The following is a 20,290-nucleotide window of genomic DNA, read 5'->3' as shown; positions in this document are numbered from 1 at the left end:
TGGATGGTGGCAGCGACGCAGAGCATACCTTCGATCGCCATCGTCGAACAATACGCCCGCCTGCGCTGACCCTGCGCGTTACGCCACGATCGGCCACGACCATGTACGCCAAACGAACCGACGATTCAATGCATGAACGCCGCAACGACGCGGCAGACATCCGTCGGCGCAATCCGCGGTTTCGTTTTGCCGACGACATTCCGCGCTATTGGTATCGTGATAACCGCAGGGTGACGCGCTTTTTCGACGCGTTCTCGATCATGTTTCCGCTTGGCGAGAAGTTCTTTGTCGATAGCGTGAGGCAGTACTGCGACGCGCTGCCGGCCGACGGCACGCTCGCCGCGCAAGTGGATGCATTCCTGTACCAGGAAGCCACTCACATCCGCGAGCACCGCGCGTACAACCGACGCCTGGCTCGCCAAGGCATGCCGGTCGACGCACTCGAGGCGCTGATGAGGAGACGGCAGGAACAATGCCGGCGTGTCGCGTCGCCGCTGCTTCAATTGACCTTCACCGCATGTCTTGAGCACTACACCGCCATTCTGGCCGATCTGCTGTTGCGCGACCCCGCCATTTTCGACGGTGCCGACCCGTCGATGGCCGCGATCTGGCGGTGGCATGCGATAGAGGAAACCGAACACAAGTCTGTCGCGTTCGACGTATTTCGCGCTTGCGGCGGCGGCGCGATCAAGCGCTATGTCATACGGGCGGCGGCGATGCTGGGTGTCACGGCATGCTTCATCGTCGATCTGGGGTATTTCATCGTCCGTCTCGCGCGTGCCGACCGCGACGCCGGCAATTGGCGAAGCTGGGCACAGCTTGGCTGGTGGCTGTTCGGCGCGCGGGGCATCGTTACCCGCGTGCTACCAGCGTGGCTGGCATGGTTCTCGCCGCGTTTTCACCCTGACCGAATCGGGAATCCAGCCACGCTGGCTGCTGCCCGCGCGGCGCTCGCTGCCGATGGCGTGACAACGGAGCCGGCATGAGTGCACGGTATCCGGCATGGTCGCCGTCCGGCTTCGACGAGTGGCGGCAACACTACCCATTGACGCCGTTCGAACCGGCGCCCACAGCACTCGACTGGACCGAGCGCTTCATCGAATGTTGGCACGCGCATGACGCCCATGCATCCTCGAACATCGTCATCGTGCTGATTGCGGGACTCTATTCCGAGTGGATACCCGCCTGCTTCCGGCATGCTGCGCAGGCGTTGCGTGCCGCGCGGTACTCAGTCCTGCGTGTGCCGGTCCGCTCGTCGCGCGCGGTTGCCGAGCAGGGCGCGCATATCGTTCGCAATCTGTATGCGCGCTTACCCGCTGATCGCCGCTTTATCGTCCTTGCCCACAGCAAAGGGGGACTCGATGCATTGGCGGCGCTGCATGCGGATTCAGGGCTTCGTGCTCGCTGCGACGGTATCGCACTCGTTCAGCCGCCCGTCGGTCCGAGTGCGATCATCGATGGCTTGCTCGAGCAACGTGGGGCGCGCATCGATCCCGCATGGTTGGGTCGAGCCGCCGGGAGATTGCTGCGCACACGCTGGTTGTATGCAGGCTCGCGCGATATCGGCAGCGGGCGCGACGCCGACATCGCGAATCTGTTGTCTACGGTGCCCGGTGGCCTGCACTGTGTGCATGTCGTAAGCTGGTCGATAGAACGCACGTCCCGGTTCGATGCACATCACTCACGCCTCGACCGCTACCGTCCCGGCTGTGCGCATGACGGACAGTTCTACCTCGACCACCAGACGATTCGCGGCATACCGCGAGTTTGCATGCCACATCTCGACCATGGCCAGCCTGTGCTCGGCGGCGCCGGCTTCGATGCGGGGCGTTTCTGGCTTGCACTCGTTGCGCTCCTGAACGACGCGCGGGCGGCAGCGGTCGCAAGCGGTCAGACGAGATAGATCTCGAACCCTGGGATTGCTTCGGTGGCGCCCGAATCGAGTGCGCTCGTGCCGGGCGCGGATAGCGTGTATAGATCCATCGGTAATGCGGTGTATCGATAACCCTGTAAGGCGGGCCATAGCGGATCGTGATCGTACAGGCAAAGCTGCAGCAAGGCATAGCGGCTCCGCTCTTGTTGCCAGACCGCATCGAGCAACGCCTGTGCAATGTCCGGGTCGCGTCCGCTCACATGCAGATGAGTCAGGTAGATATCCCGGAGCGGCTGGCCGGGAGCTGCGATGGGAGGGCGTCCGAGCAAGGGTGCGATGGCGTTGAAGCTGTGACGCAGCGCACCGAGCGAGCGCGGCAGACGTTCCAGCACGATGCGTTTGATACGCCCTGCATCCCACGGAGCAACGCAGCCCACGATACGCCGCTGCGCGTTACGTGCGACCAGAAAGCGCTCGATTCCGAAGTCGGGCCAGGTGTTCAGGCGGCGCGCGAATTCGTCCGCCGTAAAGACGCAACCGAAGGGTTGGGAACGAGACTCTTGGTCCAGGAATGCGCGGAGTGCGTCGGCATCGGCAGCCGACGCGTTCGTGATCTTGACCAAGCCGGCGCTCCGCGCAGCAATACGCCGCGCGTAGATCGATACGTTACTGTAGCCGCGCCAATGTCGAAATCCGAGCCGGGGCCGCTTGCCTGTCCTGAATAGCGATTGCGTCGCGATCCGGTTGTCGCGAATGATGCAGCAGTACGTATGCTGTACGCCTTCGTGCCGGGCGAGATCGGCGAGGCGGTCGACGACATAGTCGACCCAAGTGTGCGCTAGTTCGCGATCGGGTGCGATGCGCAAGTCGCCGAGGTAAGCGATGCGCTGTTTCTCGCCGGCGAGGTAGCCGTCGCGAACGACCATGCTGGCTATTCCCTTGACGCGCCCTGCGCTGTCCTCCGCGAGCCACGTTCGACAGTCGTTCGAATGACACCGATGCAGTGCGAAGTAATCCGGTGAACGATCGAAGCGAAGTGGCATCCCGCTGAGCATCGCGTACCGTGTTTGAAACGCGAGGAGCCGTTCGTTGTCGACCGCTGTGGCTAGCCGGATCCGCGTCATTGGCTCATTCACCGGTGAAGATTCGTCTTGCCATCGGGCGTAGGTTTTCCGGCGTCAGTTCGCACAGGCATACGAGCTCGTTGCCGCACGCGTATTCTGGATTGCGCTTCAGAAAATAGGCGACATCCGGCAGCCGTCGATGCGCGTCCGGCACTTCGGCGAGGGCTGGGGCGAGGCGGCCTTGCGGTACCGGAAACTTGAGCACGCCGGACGCGGCGTCGTATGCGTACCCGAAGCGCTCAATTGCCAGATGATCCAGTAGCGCCTGATTTACGGGTTCAGTCGGTCGGTCGAATCGCGGGGTGAAATCATGTGCGAACGCTCGCAAGTAGCGGTACGTACGATGCCCCTTGCAGATTAGAAACCAGTATAGTGCGACGTCAGGCACGTTGCGTTTGAGTTCACCGGCGAGTCGAATCCAGCAAAACGCGAGTTGCTGACTGCCCCAACAGGCCGGATCCACAATCGTGTCACCGGAAAACAGGATGCGCAGTGTAGTGTCTTGCCACTGCTGTTCATATAGTTTCAACGTGGAGAAGCCGCGTAGCTTGCCGGTGTCGTCACGCATGATGACGCAATGTGTCTTGTCGTCGAGATCGTGTTCGAAGCGTGCCTGTTCCGTATCCCGGTAACAGGTCGAGTAGAGCGCGTACATATGTGCAACATCGACGTCGCGCAGCTGCGCACGTGTCATGGAACTGGCTCGAAGCGGCATAGCGTCGTTATTCATGCGAGCTGAAACGATTTATCATGATACGCGATTGAGCCGCTCCTTTTTTCACATGCGTGCCATACCTCCTGTTTCCGTCTCCTATATACCGTCGGCGTTCGACGCGTGGCGCTGGCTCGCGATCTATGTCGTCGTGTCGGGTGCACTGTACTTCTGGGTCACACACGCGCCGATGGCACCCGTGACGCTGTTGCGTCCGGGACCGTACGATGCGGTCATTCCGCGTGTGTCTGCCAGCGTACCGCTTTATTTGAGCTACGCGCTCGTGATGCCGTCGATTGTCTGGTTCGGCCGCAGCCGAAATTGGCTGCTGCCCGCATTTTTCGCCGGGGCACTTGCCGCAGGCCTGTGTATCGTCTGTCATCTGTTATGGCCGACTGCCGTGAGCCGGTCGCCGGCAGCGGCAGGATGGATCGCGTGGCTGTATCGGATCGACACGCCGCTCGCGGCGAGTCCCTGCGGGCATGTTGCGCTGCCTGTGGCTGTAACCGTGGTGCTGGCTGCGCTACGCGTCCGGGCAGCGCGCTATTACGCTGCGTGGAGCACGATGCTGGCGATCACCGTCTTAACGACCGGACAGCATTTGCTCGCGGACATGCTCGTGGGACTCGTACTCGGCATCGGCGTCGGCTGTGCGACGACCGTACTCATTCGTCTCGACGTCGACCTGCGTACGGCCGCCGCATTACTGCTTGAATGGCTATGTATCGTAGTTGCGCTTCGAGTTGCGTTATCGGTGGGGCATTGGGGGGGCTACCTTGTCGCCGCCGTTGTTGTCGCGACTCGGCAACACGCATTATTCATTCTGTATCACGACGCGACCCACTATCACTTAACCCGCCGCCGTTCCGCGAACGACTTTCTGATCAACTTGGCAATTGGCGTACCGGGGCTCGTGCCCATCGAATTTTATCGCCCGCTGCATCTTGCCCACCATCGACATGTCGGGACGGCGGAAGATCCTGAGCGGAATTATCTGTACCACGCGCAGCCATGGAAATTCGAGCCACTCGACACACTCCCCCTCGTCCGGCAACTGCTCGGTGATTTGCTCCTGGTCAACATGGTGAAAAACATGCGCGCATATCGGCGTGCGAACGGGCGTGGTGCATCCATGTCACTGCCGCTGCTTACGGCGATAGCGACGTGGGGTATCCTGTTTTTGTCGCTCGTGCATGCATGCACAGTACGCGAACTGTTGACGCTTGCGGCGCTTTGGTTCGTCCCTCTCGTGACAATCGGGGCGTTAGTGCAGAAGATCCGTAGTATTGCAGAGCACAGCGGTGGGCCTGGTGCCACGGCTGGCTGGAATGACTGGACTTATTCGTGGCGCGTCGGGTTACTTGGCCGCTTCTTTATCTGGCCGTACAACATTAACTATCACCAACAACATCATCGCGAACCCGGCGTGGCGTGGCATCGCCTGCCCGAATTGCGTGCGTCTGACGAGCCGGTTCTGTCTTCGCGGCAATTGCTTGCGTTGCTATGGTCGGGTGCCTCGCGCAGTGGTAACCCAAGATAGAAAAATCCCTTCGACGGCGCGATGAAGTTTCCCGTCGGTCCTGGTGCGAAAGATCGGCACGACCCGTCGTGCTCCGTCTGACGCGTGCCGCGCAGCCATTGGCCTCTGCGCATGGTCGTGCCGGCCCGTCTGCGTTTGCGATTAATCGCTGGCTATTCCGCCGGCACGTGATTCCTGAATAAGTTAAACAGCGTCGTTTGTAAGAACGACGATGAAAATTATTTAAATAATAGAAATTGTTCGATTTTATTTTCGCTCGATCAAACAAAATGTCCGCAGCACCAAAACCCATTAGATCCACCCCATCGTTCAATGTCGTGATGTTTGTGTGATTTATGACTGGCGCAGATTCTAGCGGAGGCAAGAGGCGTGACCCTTTATTCGCACCCCGAAAATCCATCGAAAATGTAAAGCATTGCAATATAAAACCATGATCCGAGAATTCCGATTGCGACGCGTGATTTTATTTGGCAGGATTTTCATCGAGGGGCACGATTTTAAAACAACAAAGCGGTCGACAATTCAATTTACCGAAATAACGCGCGACGCTTGGCACCCCGTGGCAGGGAAGCTGGCTAGAAAAACAGGTAACGAGACGGCGAACGGGCGGCACCGTTCGCGATCATTGAATCAATCGCTTGTCCGGCAGCGTCGATGCGTCACTCGAACGAGCCGGGCGAATCCGACACGGGGCGGCCATGGCGATACTCAAGAAAGACGCGTCCGGAGAAGCATGCCTGCTCCGCGCGTATCACGTGTTCGGTCGCGACGACGCACGCTGCGACACGGTCATCCGGGACGGCTCGGTGTCCCGCGTCCATGCTCATATCCGCTGGGTCGGCGGGTGCTGGGAACTCCACGATCACAGCAGCAACGGCACGTCGGTATCGGGCGTAGCGCTGCGCGACGGCGAGCATGCAGTGCTGCGGCAAGGCGACGTGATCCGCTTCGGCAGGGCCGGTGTCGCGCCGTGGCGCGTCGAGTCGCTCGACGATCCGGCCGACACGCTGTGGCCGATACGCGGCGCCGCCGCGCCGATCGTGCTCGCGCCGCACCAGATCCTGCCGGCCCCGGCCACGCAGCCGGTTACGATCGTCCGCTCGCCCACCGGCGAATGGCTATGCGACGACACATTGCCGCCGCGCGCGCTCCATGACGGTGACGAAGTGTCGACCGGCGACTTCGCATGGCGCCTCGCCCTCGCGCGCCACGGCTCGACGGTGATGCTCGCCGCCCGCGCCGATCCGGCCGTGCCGGCGCAATTGCTCGAATTCTTCGTCAGCCGGAACGAGGAGCACGTGCGCATGCTGCTGCATGTCCGCGGCGGCGTGGTCGACCTCGGCGAGCGCGCCCATCACTATGGTCTCGTCACGCTTGCCCGCGCCCGCTCGGCCGACATGCAGGCCGGGTACGACGCCGCCACGCAGGGATGGATCGAACTCGACCGGCTCGCGCGCATGCTCGGCATCGACGCGTCCCATGTCAACGTGCAGATTCATCGCGCCCGAAGCCAGTTCGCGGCGCTGCCCGGGCTGGGCGCGAGCCAGCTCGTCGAGCGTCGGCGCGGTAGCGTCCGCTTCGGCGATGTTCCGTTCCGGATCATGCGCGGCGAGCATCTCGAATGCGAGTCGGTGCCGGCCGTCGGGCCGCGTATCGGCCTGCCGCGCGCGGTGCCGGCCCCGGTCGTCCAGTGCTCGTGAACGCGGGAGAACCGGCCGTGCTGACGAGCGCACCCCGCGCCGCCGCGGGACCACTCGCGCGTGAACCGCAGCGGCACGCGGTGCCTTTCGCGACGCTTGCCGGTAAATGGCATTACCGGCTCGGCGCGCTGCTCGGCGAAGGCGGCAACGGTGTGGTGTTTCGCGCGACCTGCGACGAGACGGGGCAAGCCGTCGCGATCAAGCTGATGCGCGACGACGCCGCGCTGATCGCGCCGGAGCGCATGCGCCGGCGCGCGCGCTTCCGGCGCGAGACGAGCCTGTGCGAGGCGCTGCGGCATCCGAACATCGTGGCGCTGCTGGACCAGGGGGAAGCGCCGGACGGGCGGCTGTTCGCCGTATTCGAACTGGTCGAAGGCCGGACGGTGCGCGACCGGCTCGCGGTGGACGGGCCGCTGTCGGCCGTCGATACCGGGCGGCTGATGACGGAGGTGCTCGACGCGCTCGCGGCCGCCCATCGGCGCGGCATCGTGCATCGCGATCTGAAGCCGCAGAACATCGTGATCGCGATGGCCGACGACGGGCCGCACGCGAAGCTGCTCGATTTCGGCATCGGTGCATTGCTGCCCGGTGCCGAAGACATCGCGCGCGAGACGGCGACGCTCGCGACCGAGGTGCTCGGCTCGCCACCCTACTGCGCGCCGGAGCAATTGCGCAACGAGCCGCCGACGCCCGCCAGCGATCTGTATGCGTGGGGCCTGATCGTGATCGAATGCCTGACGGGCGAGGTGGTCATGCAGGGCGCCAGTGTGGCCGAGATCGTCTATCGACAACTGAGCCCGGTGGATGTCGCGCTTCCGCCGTCGATCGCGTCGCTTCCGCTCGGCGCGGTATTGCGGGATGCGCTGAACAAGAATCCGCGCCAGCGCGCCGCGTCGGCCGAGGCGCTCGCGGCGCGGTTTCGTGCGCTCAACTTCGCCGCGCTCGTCGGCCAGTTCGACGCCGCTCGCGCCGGCCGGCAGACGCGCTCGCGCCCGCTCGCGCCGCGCGGCGAAACGATCGTCGAGGCGGGCGAGTATCGGCAGATCACCACGCTGTGCTGCTGCGTGACGATTGCCGGAGAGGGCCGCGAACGCCATGCCGGAACCGAGCACGGCATCGCGCTCGACGGCTACGAGGAGCAGTGGCTGACGAAGTGCGCCGATATCGCGGTCGGGTATGGCGCGCATGCGGGCGGACAGCTCGGCGACACGCTGCTGTTTCATTTCGGCCTGCAGGGCGACATTGACCGGCCCGCCCGCCGTGCGGCGCGGGCGGCGCTCGACATGGTGCGCGTGGCCGAGCGCGCGCGGTTGCCGGCGCTGACGGCTGCCGGCGGGCATGCGGCCGGCGCGGCAGAAGGTTGGCGGGTCGAAGTGGCGGCCGCGATTCATGTCGGGCGGGTGCTCGCGCATGCGTCGCACATGTCGGGCGTATCGACGACCGCCGCGGCGTCGCGGCTGCTCCGGCTGGCAGGCCCCGGACAGATCCTGATCAGCGACGATGCGCGGCTCGTGCTCGAACGGCATGCCGATGCCCGGCCGACCGCGTTGCGGCTGGCGCGGGCGGGCCTCGTGTCGCAGCCGGTTCATGAATTGCTCGGCGAGCGGCATGCCGATACGCCGTTCGATTCGCTCGATGCCGACAGGCGGACGCCCATGGTCGGCCGCGCACGCGAGCTCGACGCACTGCTGCGCGCGTGGCAGGACACGCATGGGCGGCATCGCCGCGCGGCGCGTGGCGAGCCGGTACCGCTCGGTGTGCCGAGGCTCGTCGTCGGCGACGCGGGCTTCGGCAAGTCGAGGCTCGTGCACGAGCTGTGCGAGGCCGTGCGGACACGCGGCCTCGCGTTCGCGCAGTGCGGGTGCCTGCCCGAACGCGAGAATCATGCGTTGTTCCCGATCCTGCGGTTCATCGCCGCGCACTGGCATGTCGATGCCGAGCGCGCGCCCGGCATGGCGCTCGCGGCGATCGACGCGATGATCGCGCCGCTCGATTGCGATCATGCGGCGGCGCGTGTCGCGCTCGCGACCTGGCTCGGGCTGCCCTGCGATGCGAATGGGCTGCTGTGGTCGAGCGCGCGCGAGCAGCACGCACTGTTCGACGTCCTCGAACAACTGATCGTGTCGCTCGGCAACGGCGCGCCGGTGCTGCTCGTGATCGAGGACGTTCAGTGGCTCGATCGCTCGACCGAGGATTTTCTCGCGTATCTGCACCGCTCGCCGCGCGCAGCGGCACTGTGCATCGTGCTCACGTCGCGCCCCGACAAGCTCGCGCGCTGGCGCGGCGCGACCGACCGCGTGGTGCTGCGCCGCCTGCCGCGCGAAGACGCGCAGCGCCTGATGTCGGCGCATCTGGGCCCGGGCGCGGCCGATCCGGCGTGGCTCGGCCGGCTCGCCGATCGCACCGCGGGCATCCCGCTGTTCATCGAGGCCGTCGCGCGCGAACTGGCGGTGAGCAGCGCGGATGGTCTGCTCATCGAGCCATCGGCAACGGACCCGTATCCGTTGCCGCTCAGTCTCGGCGGCATGCTCGGTCTGGCGTTCGACCGGCTCGACGACGCGCGCGGTACCGCGCAGCTCGCCGCGACCATCGGGCTCGAAGTGGATGCGCAACTGCTCGCCGATGCGTCGCCGCACGACCGCGCCACACTCGACGCCCATCTGCGGCTCCTGCTCGAAGAACGGATCGTGTATGCGCAACATCGGCGCGATCGCGTGTTCTATGCGTTTCGCCATGCGCTGATTCGCGACGCCGCATACGAATCGATGCCGCCTGCCGTGCGGCGCGGCAACCATGCGCGTGTCGGCCGCGCGCTGCTCGCGCACGCCGATCGCGGCGCCGGTGCGCATGCGTTCGGCATCGCCGGGCACTTCGCGCGGGCAGGCGCATGCGCGGACGCGATCGCGCACGGCATCGACGCGGCGCGTCGCGCGCTCGAACGGTCGCGATACGACGACGCGATCCGCTACGGGCAGGCCGTGTTCGACTGGCTCGCCACCGCCGACCACGCGCAGCGCGAGCACGACAGCGCGCGCATCCGCGCCACGTTGACGCACGCGACGATGGCGCGATTCGGCTGGGCCGATCCGCAGGTACGCGAGCATGCGGAGCAGTTGCTGCGGCAGACGCAGACGCTCGACGATCCCGAACTCGAGATCAGCGCGTTGTGGACGCTGTCGACGTGCTACCACGTCGCCGGTGACCGCCCGACCGTGCGCCGGATCGGCAAGCGGCTCGACACGCTCGCGACCGAGCGCGGCGATGCGGGCGTGCAGGTGGCGGCAGACGCGATGCGCGGCATGAGCCTCTGGGTCGATGGCGACTATGCGCGCGCCCGTGCCGCGTTCGACGCGGTGCTGGCCGGCTACGACGTGCGACGCGACGCGGGGCACCGGCGCATCCTCGGGCTCGATACGCGCGCATGGACGATGGCGTCGCTCGCCAGCGTGCGCTGGTGCATGGACGACGATCCCCAGCCGTCGCTCGCGATGGCGCGCGAAGCCGTGTATTGCGCGACCTGCCTCGATCATCTGCCGACGCTCGGCGTCACGATGATGTACCTTGCGCGCACGCATCAGCTCGCGGGCGACCGCGATGCGGCGCGATCCGTGTCGGAAGCGATTCTCCGGCTGGCGGACGCGCACCGGCTGCGCGCGGTCGGGCACTACGCCGCGATCATTCACGCGTGGACGCAACGCGATCGCGCGGGCGTCGTCGCGCATCTCGACGCGCAGCGGCAGTCGGGCGGCCTGCTCGGGCTGACCTACTACGCGTCGCTGCTTGCAGAGCTGGATGCCGAACGCGGCGACTACGACGCGGCGCTCGCGCAGATCGGGGCGTGCCTCGCCTGGTGCGATTCGAGCGGCGAACGGTATTACGAAGCCCAGTTGTGGCTGAAGCGGAGCGAGTACTTGCGCCGTGCCGATCCGCGTTGCGGCGGGGTGGCCGCGCTGGACGCGTGTCGGCGCGCAGTCGAAATTGCAAGGACGGCGGGCATGGGCCGGATCGCCAGGCTCGCCGAAGCGATGTTGCAGTCGTTGCCGTAAGCAGTTCAAACCGTCATTCAGGAGAACAGACCGATGAGCAAGGATCTTCGATTGCCGACGTACGAACAGTTTCTCGAATACCGCGCGACCGTCATTCGGGCGATCGCCCTCGCCTGGCATTCACCGGCGTTTCTCGACAAGCTCGAGGCCGATCCGGTCCATGCGTTGCGCGAGCAGTTCGACTATCACTTTCCGTTCAAGCTCGACCTGAAGGTGCAGGTCAAATCGTCGGAATGGACGCCGACTGTCAACGGCGACTGGACGGCCGGCCAGAAAAACAAGCTCACGCTGTACCTGCCGCCCGCGCCGGCCGACGAGACGCAGTTCGCGCAGGCGCTGGCCGCGTACAACGCGGACCACATCACCATCATGGAATGACTCCGGGGAAACCGACATGGCAAAGGACAACGCTAATCCGACGCTCGAATCGATGCTGGCGTTTCAGAAGGTCTATCTGCGTGCGATCGCGCTTTCGTGGCGCGATCCGGCGTTCAAGGCCGAATTGCTGGACCGGCCGCTGGATACGCTCGCGAAATACTTCGGCTATCAGTGTCCGTGGATCATCGACATCGACATCGAGAAGACGGGCGCCGATCATGGCTGGACGAGCGACGGGAAAGGCGGCGGGAGCTGGAACCTGCCACGCAACGTGATGACCGTCGGCATACCGGCGCAGCCGGCACGCCTGGACGAGGAGGCGGTGGCGCTCGCGGCCTACTGCGACGCGGGGCCGTGCTACCTGTTCACCTGCTGCTGACCGGGCGCGGCCGACCCGCGCACCGTCGCGCGGCCCGAGGGCGGTTGCCCAGGCCGCGCGACGTTTGTCCGACCCCGTCGCACGGAACCCCACGATGCTCGATGATCTCTCGCGCGTATTGCGCTTCAAGCCGCATTTGCTCGTGCTCGATGCCGGGCCCGAGACCCTGTTCGTCGTCGACGAATTCAAGCGCGCGATGCTGTCCGGCGCAATCTTCGTGCGGATCGCCGCGTGCCTGCGGGCGCGCATGACGACTGCCGAGATCGTGACGTCGCTTGCCCGCACGTTCGGCGAATGGGAGGTGCTCGCGCGGCTCGACCATCTGGTGCGGCGCGGCTACGTGCGCGCCGATCCGCCGCACGGCGACGACGCGGCGCGCGGTTTCTTCGAGCGCGCCGGGCTCGACGGCGACGCCGCGTGCGCGCGCGTGGCGCAACTGCGTGTCGCGGTGGAGACGTTCGGCGCGGACGGCGCGGCGCTCCGGCGCGCACTCGACACGGCCGGCATCGGCGTCGTGAAGGATGCCGAACTGACCGTCGCGATCGTCGATACGCACGACCGTGACGATCTCGCCGCGTGCGCCGCCCGCGTGGCGGCGCGCGGCGGTGCGCTGCTCGTCGTGGCGACCGGCGGCGTGCAGACGCTGATCGGGCCGTTGCTGGCCGGCAGCGGTAACGGCAGTGGCGTCGGCGCGCTTGCCGATGCGCCGTGCATCGAATGCGTGCGCTACTGGATTCGCATCAACCGGCCGGTCGAGGCGCTGCTGGCGCGCCATCATGGCAGCGACGCGACGCATGTGCCGCCGGCCACCTCGCGTGCGGGGGCCGCGGCGGCCGCGGCGCTCCTGGCCGCGACGGTCGAGCAGATCGCCGTCAATCGCGCGATCGCGGAACGTGCGCAAACGCACATCGTCGCGCATCGCCTCGACACGCTGGCCGTCGAACCGCACCGCGTGATCCGGCGACCGCAATGCCCGTGCTGCGGGAATCCCGCATGGATGCGCGAGCAGGCGGCGCGTGCGCCGCGGCTCGCCGGGTCGGTGCCGTTGGCGCGCGCCGACGGTGGCTACCGGGCCGCCGATCCGCAGCGGGTGTTCGCGCGCCACGCGCATCTGATTTCGCCGGTCAGCGGCGCAATCGCGTATCTGCATCCGATGCCGAAGCGGCACGCGGGCCTGCGCAAGGTCTATGCATCGGGTTTTCTCGTGTGCCCGGCTGCCGTACCGGACGGCAACCGGTTCGACAGGCTCTGCTCCGGCAAGGGCCGCACCGACGAGCAGGCTCGCACGAGTGCGCTGTGCGAAGCGCTCGAACGGTTCAGCAGCGTGTACCAGGGCGACGAGGCGACGGTGACCGGCAGCATTGACAGCCTGCGCGCCGATCCGGCTTGCGACGCCGAGCCGATCCATGTGAACGATCTTCAGCAATTCAGCGAACGGCAATTCGACACGCGCGACGCGATCAACGCATTGACACGCGATGTCCGCAAGCAGGTGCCGCCGCGCTTCACGTCGTGCGACGCGATCGACTGGACGCCTGCGTGGTCGCTCGTGACCGGCCGGCGCCGTCTCGTGCCGCTGAGCTACTGCTACGCGGAAACGCCCGACAGTGCGCGGGTACCGGCCGCCTGCGTGCACAACCCGAACGGCTGCGCGGCCGGGTCGAGCCTCGACGAAGCGATTCTGCAGGGCATGCTCGAATTGATCGAGCGCGATGCGGTCGCGATCTGGTGGTACAACCGGATCGAACGCCCCGGCATCGATCTCGCGAGTTTCGACGATCCGTATTTCGACGCGCTCGTGCACGAATACGCGACGTTCGGATGGCGGGTGTGGGCGCTCGACATCACGACCGATCTCGCGGTGCCGACCGTGGTCGCGCTCGCGGAAAATCTGCAGGACGGGCGTTTCTCGATTGGCTTCGGTTGCCATCCGGACGGCCGGATCGCGGTGCAGCGGGCGCTGACCGAGGTCAACCAGTTGCTCGACATCGCGGCGGATGCGCCGCATCCATGGGATCGCGACAAGCTTTCGTCGACCGGATTTCTGTATCCGGCGGCGAGCACGCCCGCGACGACGCATTCGACGTGGCAGTCGATCGATGCCGCGTCGTTGCCGGCGGCGATCGCGCAGTGCGTCGGACGCATCGCGGCGGCCGGGATGGACGTGCTCGTCGTCGACAAGACGCGGCCCGACATCGGCTTGTCCGTGGTGCAGGTAATCGCGCCGGGGCTGTGCCATTTCTGGCCGCGTTTCGGCGCGCGACGGCTTTATTCGGTTCCGGTGGCGCTGGGTTGGCGTGCGCAGCCGTGCGACGAAACGGCGCTGAATCCGGCGCTGCTGTTTCTGTGACCTTGACTGCGGAATCGTGTGGTCGGCGAACGGCGCGGGCTGCCCAACGCCGACAACCCGCGCCGCATCAGAACCGCGTACTGAAGCCGATGCGCGCGATCGACTGCAACGCGCCGCTCGACGCGCCGTTCGCATCCATCACGCCGTTGATCTGCGCGTTGCTGCCGTGGCTCGCGCGTTGATGCACACCGGCCACATACACCATCGTGCGCTTCGACAGCCAGTACTGGACGGCGGCGAGCAACTGGTGCGCGTGCGCGTTTTCGAGCGTGTCGTTGCCTTTCATGTACGTGTAGCTCGCGCCGATCACCCATGCCGGCGACGGCCGCCACGCGGCACCGGCTTCCGCCGACCACGCGAGCGCGCCATTCCGCGCGTTGTGCACGGTCGTGAAGAGCGCCTTCCCGGTGACCGTGCCGACCGTGTAGTGCACGCCCGCGCCCCAGTTGCGCACGCTGGTGGGCGGCAGCCCGTCGGCCGCGCCGTATTTCTGGTTCGTATAGGCGGCGCCCGCGCCGAACGGGCCGTGGTCGTAGCTTGCGCCGACGCTGACCGTGTTGTTCGCGCCGATCGACCCCGCGACGTTGCCGAAGCCGTACAGCGCGCCGAAGCTCAGGCCCGACAGCGACGGGCTCGTGTACTTGACCGAATTCGCGACGCGATTGCTGCCGGCGACGCGGTCCCAGTCGAATGCGCCGGTCGGATTGTTCGGCAGCGCGAGCCGGTCGAACGGCCCGTTGCGAAAGCCGTACAGGCCGACGAGATCCTGCGCGATCTCGTTGCCGCTGGCGGCCAGCGCATCGACCATGAACTCGTACTGGTTGCCGAGCGTCAGCGTGCCGTACCGGTCGTTCTGCAACCCGACATAGGCCGTGCGCGCGAACAGCCCGCCGCCGATGATCGCGCCGTTGCCGAGCGAATACTGGTTGACGAGCCGGAAGATCGCGCGCGTGCCCGCGCCGAGATCCTCCTTGCCCTCGAAGCCGAGCAGGTTCGGAAAGAAGATGTTGTCGTCGAATTTCGCGGCGCCGTGGCCGCCCTGGTTGCTGACGTAGCTGATGCCGGTATCCATCAGCCCGAACATCGCCACGCTGCTCTGGGCGAACGCCGCCGCCGGAAGTGCGCAGACCGCGACCGCCAGAAAGGTCTTTTTCGTCATCTCCAAAGTGCTCCTCACATGATCCGATCGAGCCGGAATATTTTTAGTCGGACTACTGATTGATATGAAGAAACATGAACCGGGCGAACCCGGTTCAGCGACAGTCAAAGCAAGCCGTGGCGCGCAACGGGCATCAGCAGGCCTCGTCGATCCTCCGATGCGCCGCGCGCCATGCGCTAGACCGTCGAATACCCGCCGTCCACCGGCACGACCGCGCCGGTGACGAACGACGCGCCGGGCGAGCACAGGAACAGGATCACTTCCGCGACTTCGTCGGCCGTACCCCAGCGCCCGAGCGGCGTGCGCTCGAGGATGCGACGCGACGCCAGCGTGTCGGCCATCAGCCCGCTGCTGAGAGGCGTGTCGATCCAGCCCGGTGCGACCGCGTTCACGCGGATCGCGTGATCGGCCCACGCTTGCGCGAGCGAACGCGTGAGCTGCGCGATGCCGCCCTTGCTCGCGCTGTACGCGGGCCGGTCCTTGCTGCCGAAGTACGCGTACATCGACGCGATATTGACGATGCTGCCGCCGTGCGCCGCCAGCGCGGGCCGCGCGGCGTCGGATGCCCGCATCACCGACGTCAGGTTCACGTTCAGCACGTGCTCGAACTGATCCATCCGGTATTCGTCTGCGTGGCGGCTGATGCCGACGCCGTTGACGAGCACGTCGAGCCGCGGCAGCGCGGCGATCGTGCGCGTCAGTGCATCGCCGTCGGCCACGTCGAGTTCCACGCAACGGATGCCGGCATGCACGGGCGCATGCGGGCCGGTTGCGTCGAGCCCGAATGCGACGACCGATGCGCCGGCCTGCGCGAACCGCAGCGCGGTGCGCGCGCCGATGCCCGACGTGCCGCCCGTCACGACGACGGACTGCCCTTCAAACGTCCACAGACGACTCATGCTCGACACTCCCGATGGTGGTGGCGCGGCGGGCCGGCCGCTGCGCGGGTGAAACGAGGATCTTGATCTGCGTGCGGTCGGCGAGCAGCGCGTCGAAGCCGTCGGCGACGGCATCTTCGAGCGCGACCGTGCGCGTGACGATCGACGCGAGATCGAGCGCGCCCGACGCGACGATGCGCAGCAGGTCTTCGTACGCATGCCGGTAGCCGACGCTCGCGGTGAAGGTCAGCTCGTCGTTGACCGCGCGGAACGCGTCGAATCCGGCGTGCGGCATCAGGCCGACCATCACGACGCGACCGCCCTTGCGCAATGCCCGCATCGCCGATTCGAACGTGGCCTGCAAGCCGGCCGCTTCGAAGCTCGTATCGACGCCGAGGCCGCCCGTGGCCGCGCGAATCGCGTCCTGCAACGCGGACGCTTCGAGCTCGCGCGCGTCGAACGCATGGGTCGCGCCGAAGCGCGTGGCGGCCGCGAGCCGTTCGGGCGACACGTCGACGGCGACGATCGTCGCCGCGCCCTGCAGCTTCGCGAGCATGATCAGCAGCAGGCCGATCGGCCCGAGCCCGAACACCGCGCAGGTGTCGCCGAGCCGCAGTTCGCCGCGCCGCAGCGCGTGCAGCGCCACGGCGGCCGGCTCCATCACCGCGGCCTGTTCGAGGCTCACGCCGTCCGGCAGGCGATGCAGCATGTAGGCCGGCACGACCGCGAAGTCGGCCATCCCGCCGTCGCCCATCAGCCCGGCGAAGCCCATCGACACGCACAGGTTGTACGACCCGGAGCGGCAGTACGCGCACTGGCTGCAGCGATACTCGGGCTCGACCGCGACGCGGTCGCCCGCGCGCAGCGTCGTCACGCGTTCGCCGACTTCGACGACGGTTCCACAGAACTCGTGGCCGAGCGTCAGCGGCGCGGTGCGGCGCGACAGCGGATGCGGCGCATCGACCGGAATCGCGTGCGGGCCGTCCGCGTATTCGTGCAGGTCGCTGCCGCAGATGCCGCAATACGCGACCGCGATGCGCACGTCGCCGGGGCCGACGCGCGGCGTGTCGATTTCCACGAGACGGACGTCGCGCGGGCCATGCCATTGAAGTGCGCGCATGTCAGCGTCCTCCGAGGTTCTGCGTGTCGAGACGGCCTGCGGCAGCGCCTGCGAGCGCGCGCTTGCGCAGCACGGCCGGTGCGGTTTCGACGAGGCCGAACGACAGCACGCACGCGAGGATCGCGCCGGCAGCCGACGTCCACATCGCGAACTGCAGGCCGTATCGGTCCGCCGCGAAGCCGGCGACGGTCGGCGCGACGAAGCCGCCGATCAGCTCGCCGGCGCCCATGATCAGCCCGAGCGCGCTCGCGATCGCGCGCGGCGGCACCGTTTCGGCCGGAATCGTCGCCATGAACAGCGTGAAGCAGCCGAGCCCCGTGTACGTGGCGAACACGAGTGCGCCGAGCGCCCACACCGAGCCGACGTGGATCAGCACGACCGGGCACGCGGCCGCGACCAGCGCGAACACGATCATCGTCGGCTTGCGGCCGATCCGGTCGGAGATCGCCGGCACCGCGAAGCCCCAGAACACCCACGCGGCGCCGAGGCAGGTCATCACGGCGCCCATGGCGGACGGCGACAGGTGGCGGCTTTCGACGAGGAACACCGGCGCGAACGAGATGATCACGACGAACCACGTGAGGAAGAAGCAGCTGATCAGCACGCACAGCAGGATGTTGCGCTCCTTCAGCAGCGCCCAGCGGCTGACCGCCGCGCCGCTTGCGGCCGGTATTGCAGTGGTATCCGCCTGCGTGTGGCGCACGCCGCCGGGCGGTACTTCGCGCACCCAGCGCCAGATGCAGAACGCGATCAGGAAGCCCGGGATGCATGACACGTAGAACGCCTCGCGCCAGCCGTACGCGGTGGCGATGCCGATCACGACCGGCGGGCCGATCATCGCGCCGAGCAGGCCGGCGGCCGAGCCTTGCAGCAGGCCCATGTTCAGCCCGCGGCGGCTCGGCGTCGAACTCTCGACCATCAGCGATTGCGACAGCGGCAGCACGGGGCCTTCGGCGATGCCCATCAGCGCGCGAAATGCGATCAGGCTCGCGAAGCCGCCGACGAGGCCCGACAGCGCCGAGCACACGGAAAAGCCGAGCACGGCCGCGACCAGCAGCGGCTTGCGGGTGCCGCGCGCGTCGGACCACGCGCCGGTGGCGGCGCCCGACAGCGCCCACGTGAGCGCGAGCGCGGACGACACCATGCCGAGCTGCGTGTTCGTCAGGTGCAACTCGGCCGACATGAACGGGAACAAAAACGACAGCGCGAGGCGGTCGAAGAACACGAAGCCGAACGTCATGAACAGGATCAGCAGCAGCCGGTTCTCGTACGTCCAGGCGGGCCTGCAAGAGGAAGGGGACGTCATCGTGAGCCTCGCCGCGCGTCAGCGGAACAGCTTCTCGATCGCTTGCGCGCCGAGGCCGACCTTCTCGTAATGCGCCTTGCACATCGCGATGTACGAATGCACGTCGAAGTAGCCGTCGGGATTGCCTTCGTCGTCGAGCCAGATCAGCGGGCCCGTGACGATGAAGAACGCGCGCATCGGCTCGGGGTGATCGAACGCGACGAGCGTGTGGCCTTCGCCCGGCGTCTCGTACACGAAATCGCCGCGCGTCGCGGTCCATTCGTGCTCCAGGTAGCCCCATTTCCCGGACAGCGTGTACGCGAACACCTCGTGCGGGTGATAGTGCCGGTTCACGAGCCCCGCTTCCTTCGCCATCAGGATGTCGCACCATTTGTTCTGCGACGGCGAGATCCACAGCGGCCGCGACGAAACCGTTTCGGTGAACGGAACGTAATAGCGCTCGTCGTCGGTGGCTGCGTTCGGGATGTAGGCCTCGGGCAGCGCATCGGGCTTGAACGGATTGGCAATCGCCGGGATGTTTTGCCAGAATTCGGATACGGCTTTGTCGACCACGGTTGTCTCCTTGTATGGGTTGTCGTGGGCTCGACTTTAGCCAGCCGGTGTGCGCCGCTCTTGACTGGGCTGGACGAATTGCTTGACCGCGCCGGACATTGCAGCGCACCAAAAATCCAGACGAACCATCCCCCAATCCGTGCCGCTCCGCACGACAGGCGCCCGCAGGAGGCGATGTGACGAATTCGACCGTTCTTTCATGCACGCGAGGCTCGACGGCCGACGTGCCGGCGCGCGACAGGATGGCATACTGGGATGCATTCAACGCGGCGACGCTGGTCGGCCTGCGCTGCTCGTCGCTGTCGCCGGCCGGGCTCGAAGCCGAGAAGACCGACATCGCGCTGCCGGGCCTCGGCATCGCCGACATCAGCGGGCAGGACCACGTGATCGAACGCAGCCCCGCGCTGGTGCGCCAGTTGCCGAAGGAGTCGCTGTTCGCGTGCCAGATCGTGAGCGGGCGCGCCTATTTCATCCAGCACGACCGGTGTCTGCTCGCGGAAGCCGGCGATGTGGTCGTCTACGACACGCGCGTGCCCTATCTGTTCGGATTCCTGACGCCGATGCGGCAGCTGCTGATCGATATCCCGATCACCACGTTCGACGATCGCCTCGATGCGGCGCTGGCCGCGCTGCCGCTGCGGATCGCGCCGAAGCCGGGCGCGGGCGCGATGCTCGGCGCGACGTTGCGCGCGAGCGTCGAGCGGTTCATGAAGGCGCCGGTCGAGCGCGACGCCGCGCGGTTCGCCGAGCACACGCGCACGCTGATCGCGGAACTCGTCGACACGGAAGTGAACGGCGCGGGCACATCGCGCGCGTCGCTGTCGTACCTGCTGACCGCGAAGCAGTACATCGCGACGCATCTCGGCGAGCCGGAGCTCGCGCCGCAAGCCGTCGCCGATGCGGTCGGGCTGTCGCTGCGGCATCTGGGCCGCCTGTTCGCGGCGGAAGGCGAATCGATCACGCAGCACATCTGGTCGGAACGGCTGTCGCACGCGCACCGCGAGCTGACCGACGCACGGCTGCGCAAGACGAGCATCGGCGAGATCGCGTTTCGCTGGGGATTTTCGAGCCAGGCACACTTCAGCCGCGCGATCCGCGAGCGCTATGGCGCGTCGCCGATGGCGCTGCGCGATGCGGCGCGTGACGCAGGCAGTTAACGCCGGTTTTCCGGTG

The 20,290-nt window shown here is 66.6% G+C and carries 16 protein-coding genes; 9 read left to right on the top strand and 7 right to left on the bottom strand.

Annotated features, from left to right (window positions below; all coding sequences use genetic code 11):
* Window positions 1–101 precede the first annotated feature (101 nt).
* Together J8I35_RS15370 and J8I35_RS15365 are read left to right on the top strand one after the other, a co-directional pair.
* On the top strand, window positions 102–986 hold the full coding sequence (locus tag J8I35_RS15370) for a metal-dependent hydrolase (protein WP_245170273.1): 885 nt from the start codon (window positions 102–104) through the stop codon (window positions 984–986).
* Window positions 983–1,903 carry a hypothetical protein gene (locus tag J8I35_RS15365; protein WP_124654612.1) on the top strand — a complete coding sequence of 307 codons (921 nt, stop codon included), beginning with the start codon at window positions 983–985 and terminating at the stop codon, window positions 1,901–1,903. Before J8I35_RS15370 ends, J8I35_RS15365 begins: the two co-directional genes overlap by 4 nt.
* Here the strand turns inward: J8I35_RS15365 and J8I35_RS15360 are convergent.
* Complete coding sequence (locus J8I35_RS15360; protein ID WP_245170272.1) at window positions 1,891–2,799, bottom strand: hypothetical protein; 909 nt, start codon at window positions 2,797–2,799, stop codon at window positions 1,891–1,893. The genes J8I35_RS15365 and J8I35_RS15360 overlap by 13 nt on opposite strands.
* A 202-nt stretch (window positions 2,800–3,001) precedes the next feature.
* Window positions 3,002–3,691, bottom strand: a complete 690-nt coding sequence (locus tag J8I35_RS15355; RefSeq protein ID WP_235356292.1) for a hypothetical protein — start codon at window positions 3,689–3,691, stop codon at window positions 3,002–3,004.
* On the opposite strand from J8I35_RS15355, the gene J8I35_RS15350 reads away from it, so the two are divergent.
* From J8I35_RS15350 to J8I35_RS15325, 6 genes are all read left to right on the top strand, one after another.
* Window positions 3,690–5,249 (top strand): fatty acid desaturase family protein, encoded by a 1,560-nt coding sequence (locus J8I35_RS15350; protein WP_245170271.1) that lies wholly within the window; start codon window positions 3,690–3,692, stop codon window positions 5,247–5,249. The genes J8I35_RS15355 and J8I35_RS15350 overlap by 2 nt on opposite strands.
* A 698-nt stretch (window positions 5,250–5,947) precedes the next feature.
* The gene (locus tag J8I35_RS15345; RefSeq protein ID WP_209926003.1) at window positions 5,948–6,949 is read left to right on the top strand and encodes an FHA domain-containing protein; all 1,002 of its coding nucleotides are present in this window, start codon (window positions 5,948–5,950) and stop codon (window positions 6,947–6,949) included.
* Window positions 6,946–10,995 (top strand): TOMM system kinase/cyclase fusion protein, encoded by a 4,050-nt coding sequence (locus J8I35_RS15340; RefSeq protein WP_209925999.1) that lies wholly within the window; start codon window positions 6,946–6,948, stop codon window positions 10,993–10,995. Before J8I35_RS15345 ends, J8I35_RS15340 begins: the two co-directional genes overlap by 4 nt.
* Before the next feature lie 33 nt (window positions 10,996–11,028).
* Entirely contained in the window at window positions 11,029–11,373 is a 345-nt protein-coding gene (locus J8I35_RS15335; protein ID WP_050017207.1) for a BMA_0021/BMA_0022 family TOMM bacteriocin, read from the top strand.
* A gap of 16 nt (window positions 11,374–11,389) precedes the next feature.
* A complete protein-coding gene (locus tag J8I35_RS15330) occupies window positions 11,390–11,752 on the top strand; it encodes a BMA_0021/BMA_0022 family TOMM bacteriocin (RefSeq protein WP_209925997.1) in 363 nt (120 codons plus the stop codon).
* A 94-nt stretch (window positions 11,753–11,846) separates the two neighbouring features.
* The gene (locus tag J8I35_RS15325) at window positions 11,847–14,102 is read left to right on the top strand and encodes a TOMM precursor leader peptide-binding protein (RefSeq protein ID WP_209925996.1); all 2,256 of its coding nucleotides are present in this window, start codon (window positions 11,847–11,849) and stop codon (window positions 14,100–14,102) included.
* Window positions 14,103–14,169: 67 nt separating this feature from the next.
* Here the strand turns inward: J8I35_RS15325 and J8I35_RS15320 are convergent, their stop codons facing one another.
* From J8I35_RS15320 to J8I35_RS15300, 5 genes are all read right to left on the bottom strand, one after another.
* Window positions 14,170–15,261: a porin gene (locus tag J8I35_RS15320; protein ID WP_209925994.1), complete on the bottom strand. Its 1,092-nt coding sequence runs from the start codon at window positions 15,259–15,261 to the stop codon at window positions 14,170–14,172.
* A gap of 176 nt (window positions 15,262–15,437) precedes the next feature.
* A complete protein-coding gene (locus J8I35_RS15315; protein WP_209925992.1) occupies window positions 15,438–16,160 on the bottom strand; it encodes an SDR family NAD(P)-dependent oxidoreductase in 723 nt (240 codons plus the stop codon).
* Complete coding sequence (locus J8I35_RS15310; protein ID WP_209925990.1) at window positions 16,138–17,259, bottom strand: 2,3-butanediol dehydrogenase; 1,122 nt, start codon at window positions 17,257–17,259, stop codon at window positions 16,138–16,140. Before J8I35_RS15310 ends, J8I35_RS15315 begins: the two co-directional genes overlap by 23 nt.
* A gap of 1 nt (window position 17,260) precedes the next feature.
* A complete protein-coding gene (locus tag J8I35_RS15305; protein ID WP_124595302.1) occupies window positions 17,261–18,565 on the bottom strand; it encodes an MFS transporter in 1,305 nt (434 codons plus the stop codon).
* A gap of 18 nt (window positions 18,566–18,583) precedes the next feature.
* Complete coding sequence (locus J8I35_RS15300; protein ID WP_050017200.1) at window positions 18,584–19,117, bottom strand: 2,4'-dihydroxyacetophenone dioxygenase family protein; 534 nt, start codon at window positions 19,115–19,117, stop codon at window positions 18,584–18,586.
* 176 nt (window positions 19,118–19,293) lie between these two features.
* Here J8I35_RS15300 and J8I35_RS15295 point away from each other — a divergent pair, with 176 nt between their 5' ends.
* Entirely contained in the window at window positions 19,294–20,274 is a 981-nt protein-coding gene (locus J8I35_RS15295; protein WP_124557171.1) for a helix-turn-helix domain-containing protein, read from the top strand.
* Window positions 20,275–20,290 lie beyond the last annotated feature (16 nt).

The organism is Burkholderia sp. CpTa8-5, assembly GCF_017815045.1.
GTDB lineage: Bacteria > Pseudomonadota > Gammaproteobacteria > Burkholderiales > Burkholderiaceae > Burkholderia > Burkholderia sola.
This window is presented reverse-complemented; position numbering and strand designations above follow the sequence as displayed.

Coding starts and splice junctions, on each gene's coding strand:
- J8I35_RS15370 (WP_245170273.1), top strand. CDS start 102: ATGTACGCCAAACGAACCGACGATTCAATGCATGAACGCCGCAACGAC.
- J8I35_RS15365 (WP_124654612.1), top strand. CDS start 983: ATGAGTGCACGGTATCCGGCATGGTCGCCGTCCGGCTTCGACGAGTGG.
- J8I35_RS15360 (WP_245170272.1), bottom strand. CDS start 2,799: ATGGTCGTTCGCGACGGCTACCTCGCCGGCGAGAAACAGCGCATCGCT.
- J8I35_RS15350 (WP_245170271.1), top strand. CDS start 3,690: ATGGAACTGGCTCGAAGCGGCATAGCGTCGTTATTCATGCGAGCTGAA.
- J8I35_RS15355 (WP_235356292.1), bottom strand. CDS start 3,691: ATGACACGTGCGCAGCTGCGCGACGTCGATGTTGCACATATGTACGCG.
- J8I35_RS15345 (WP_209926003.1), top strand. CDS start 5,948: ATGGCGATACTCAAGAAAGACGCGTCCGGAGAAGCATGCCTGCTCCGC.
- J8I35_RS15335 (WP_050017207.1), top strand. CDS start 11,029: ATGAGCAAGGATCTTCGATTGCCGACGTACGAACAGTTTCTCGAATAC.
- J8I35_RS15330 (WP_209925997.1), top strand. CDS start 11,390: ATGGCAAAGGACAACGCTAATCCGACGCTCGAATCGATGCTGGCGTTT.
- J8I35_RS15325 (WP_209925996.1), top strand. CDS start 11,847: ATGCTCGATGATCTCTCGCGCGTATTGCGCTTCAAGCCGCATTTGCTC.
- J8I35_RS15320 (WP_209925994.1), bottom strand. CDS start 15,261: ATGACGAAAAAGACCTTTCTGGCGGTCGCGGTCTGCGCACTTCCGGCG.
- J8I35_RS15315 (WP_209925992.1), bottom strand. CDS start 16,160: ATGAGTCGTCTGTGGACGTTTGAAGGGCAGTCCGTCGTCGTGACGGGC.
- J8I35_RS15310 (WP_209925990.1), bottom strand. CDS start 17,259: ATGCGCGCACTTCAATGGCATGGCCCGCGCGACGTCCGTCTCGTGGAA.
- J8I35_RS15305 (WP_124595302.1), bottom strand. CDS start 18,565: ATGACGTCCCCTTCCTCTTGCAGGCCCGCCTGGACGTACGAGAACCGG.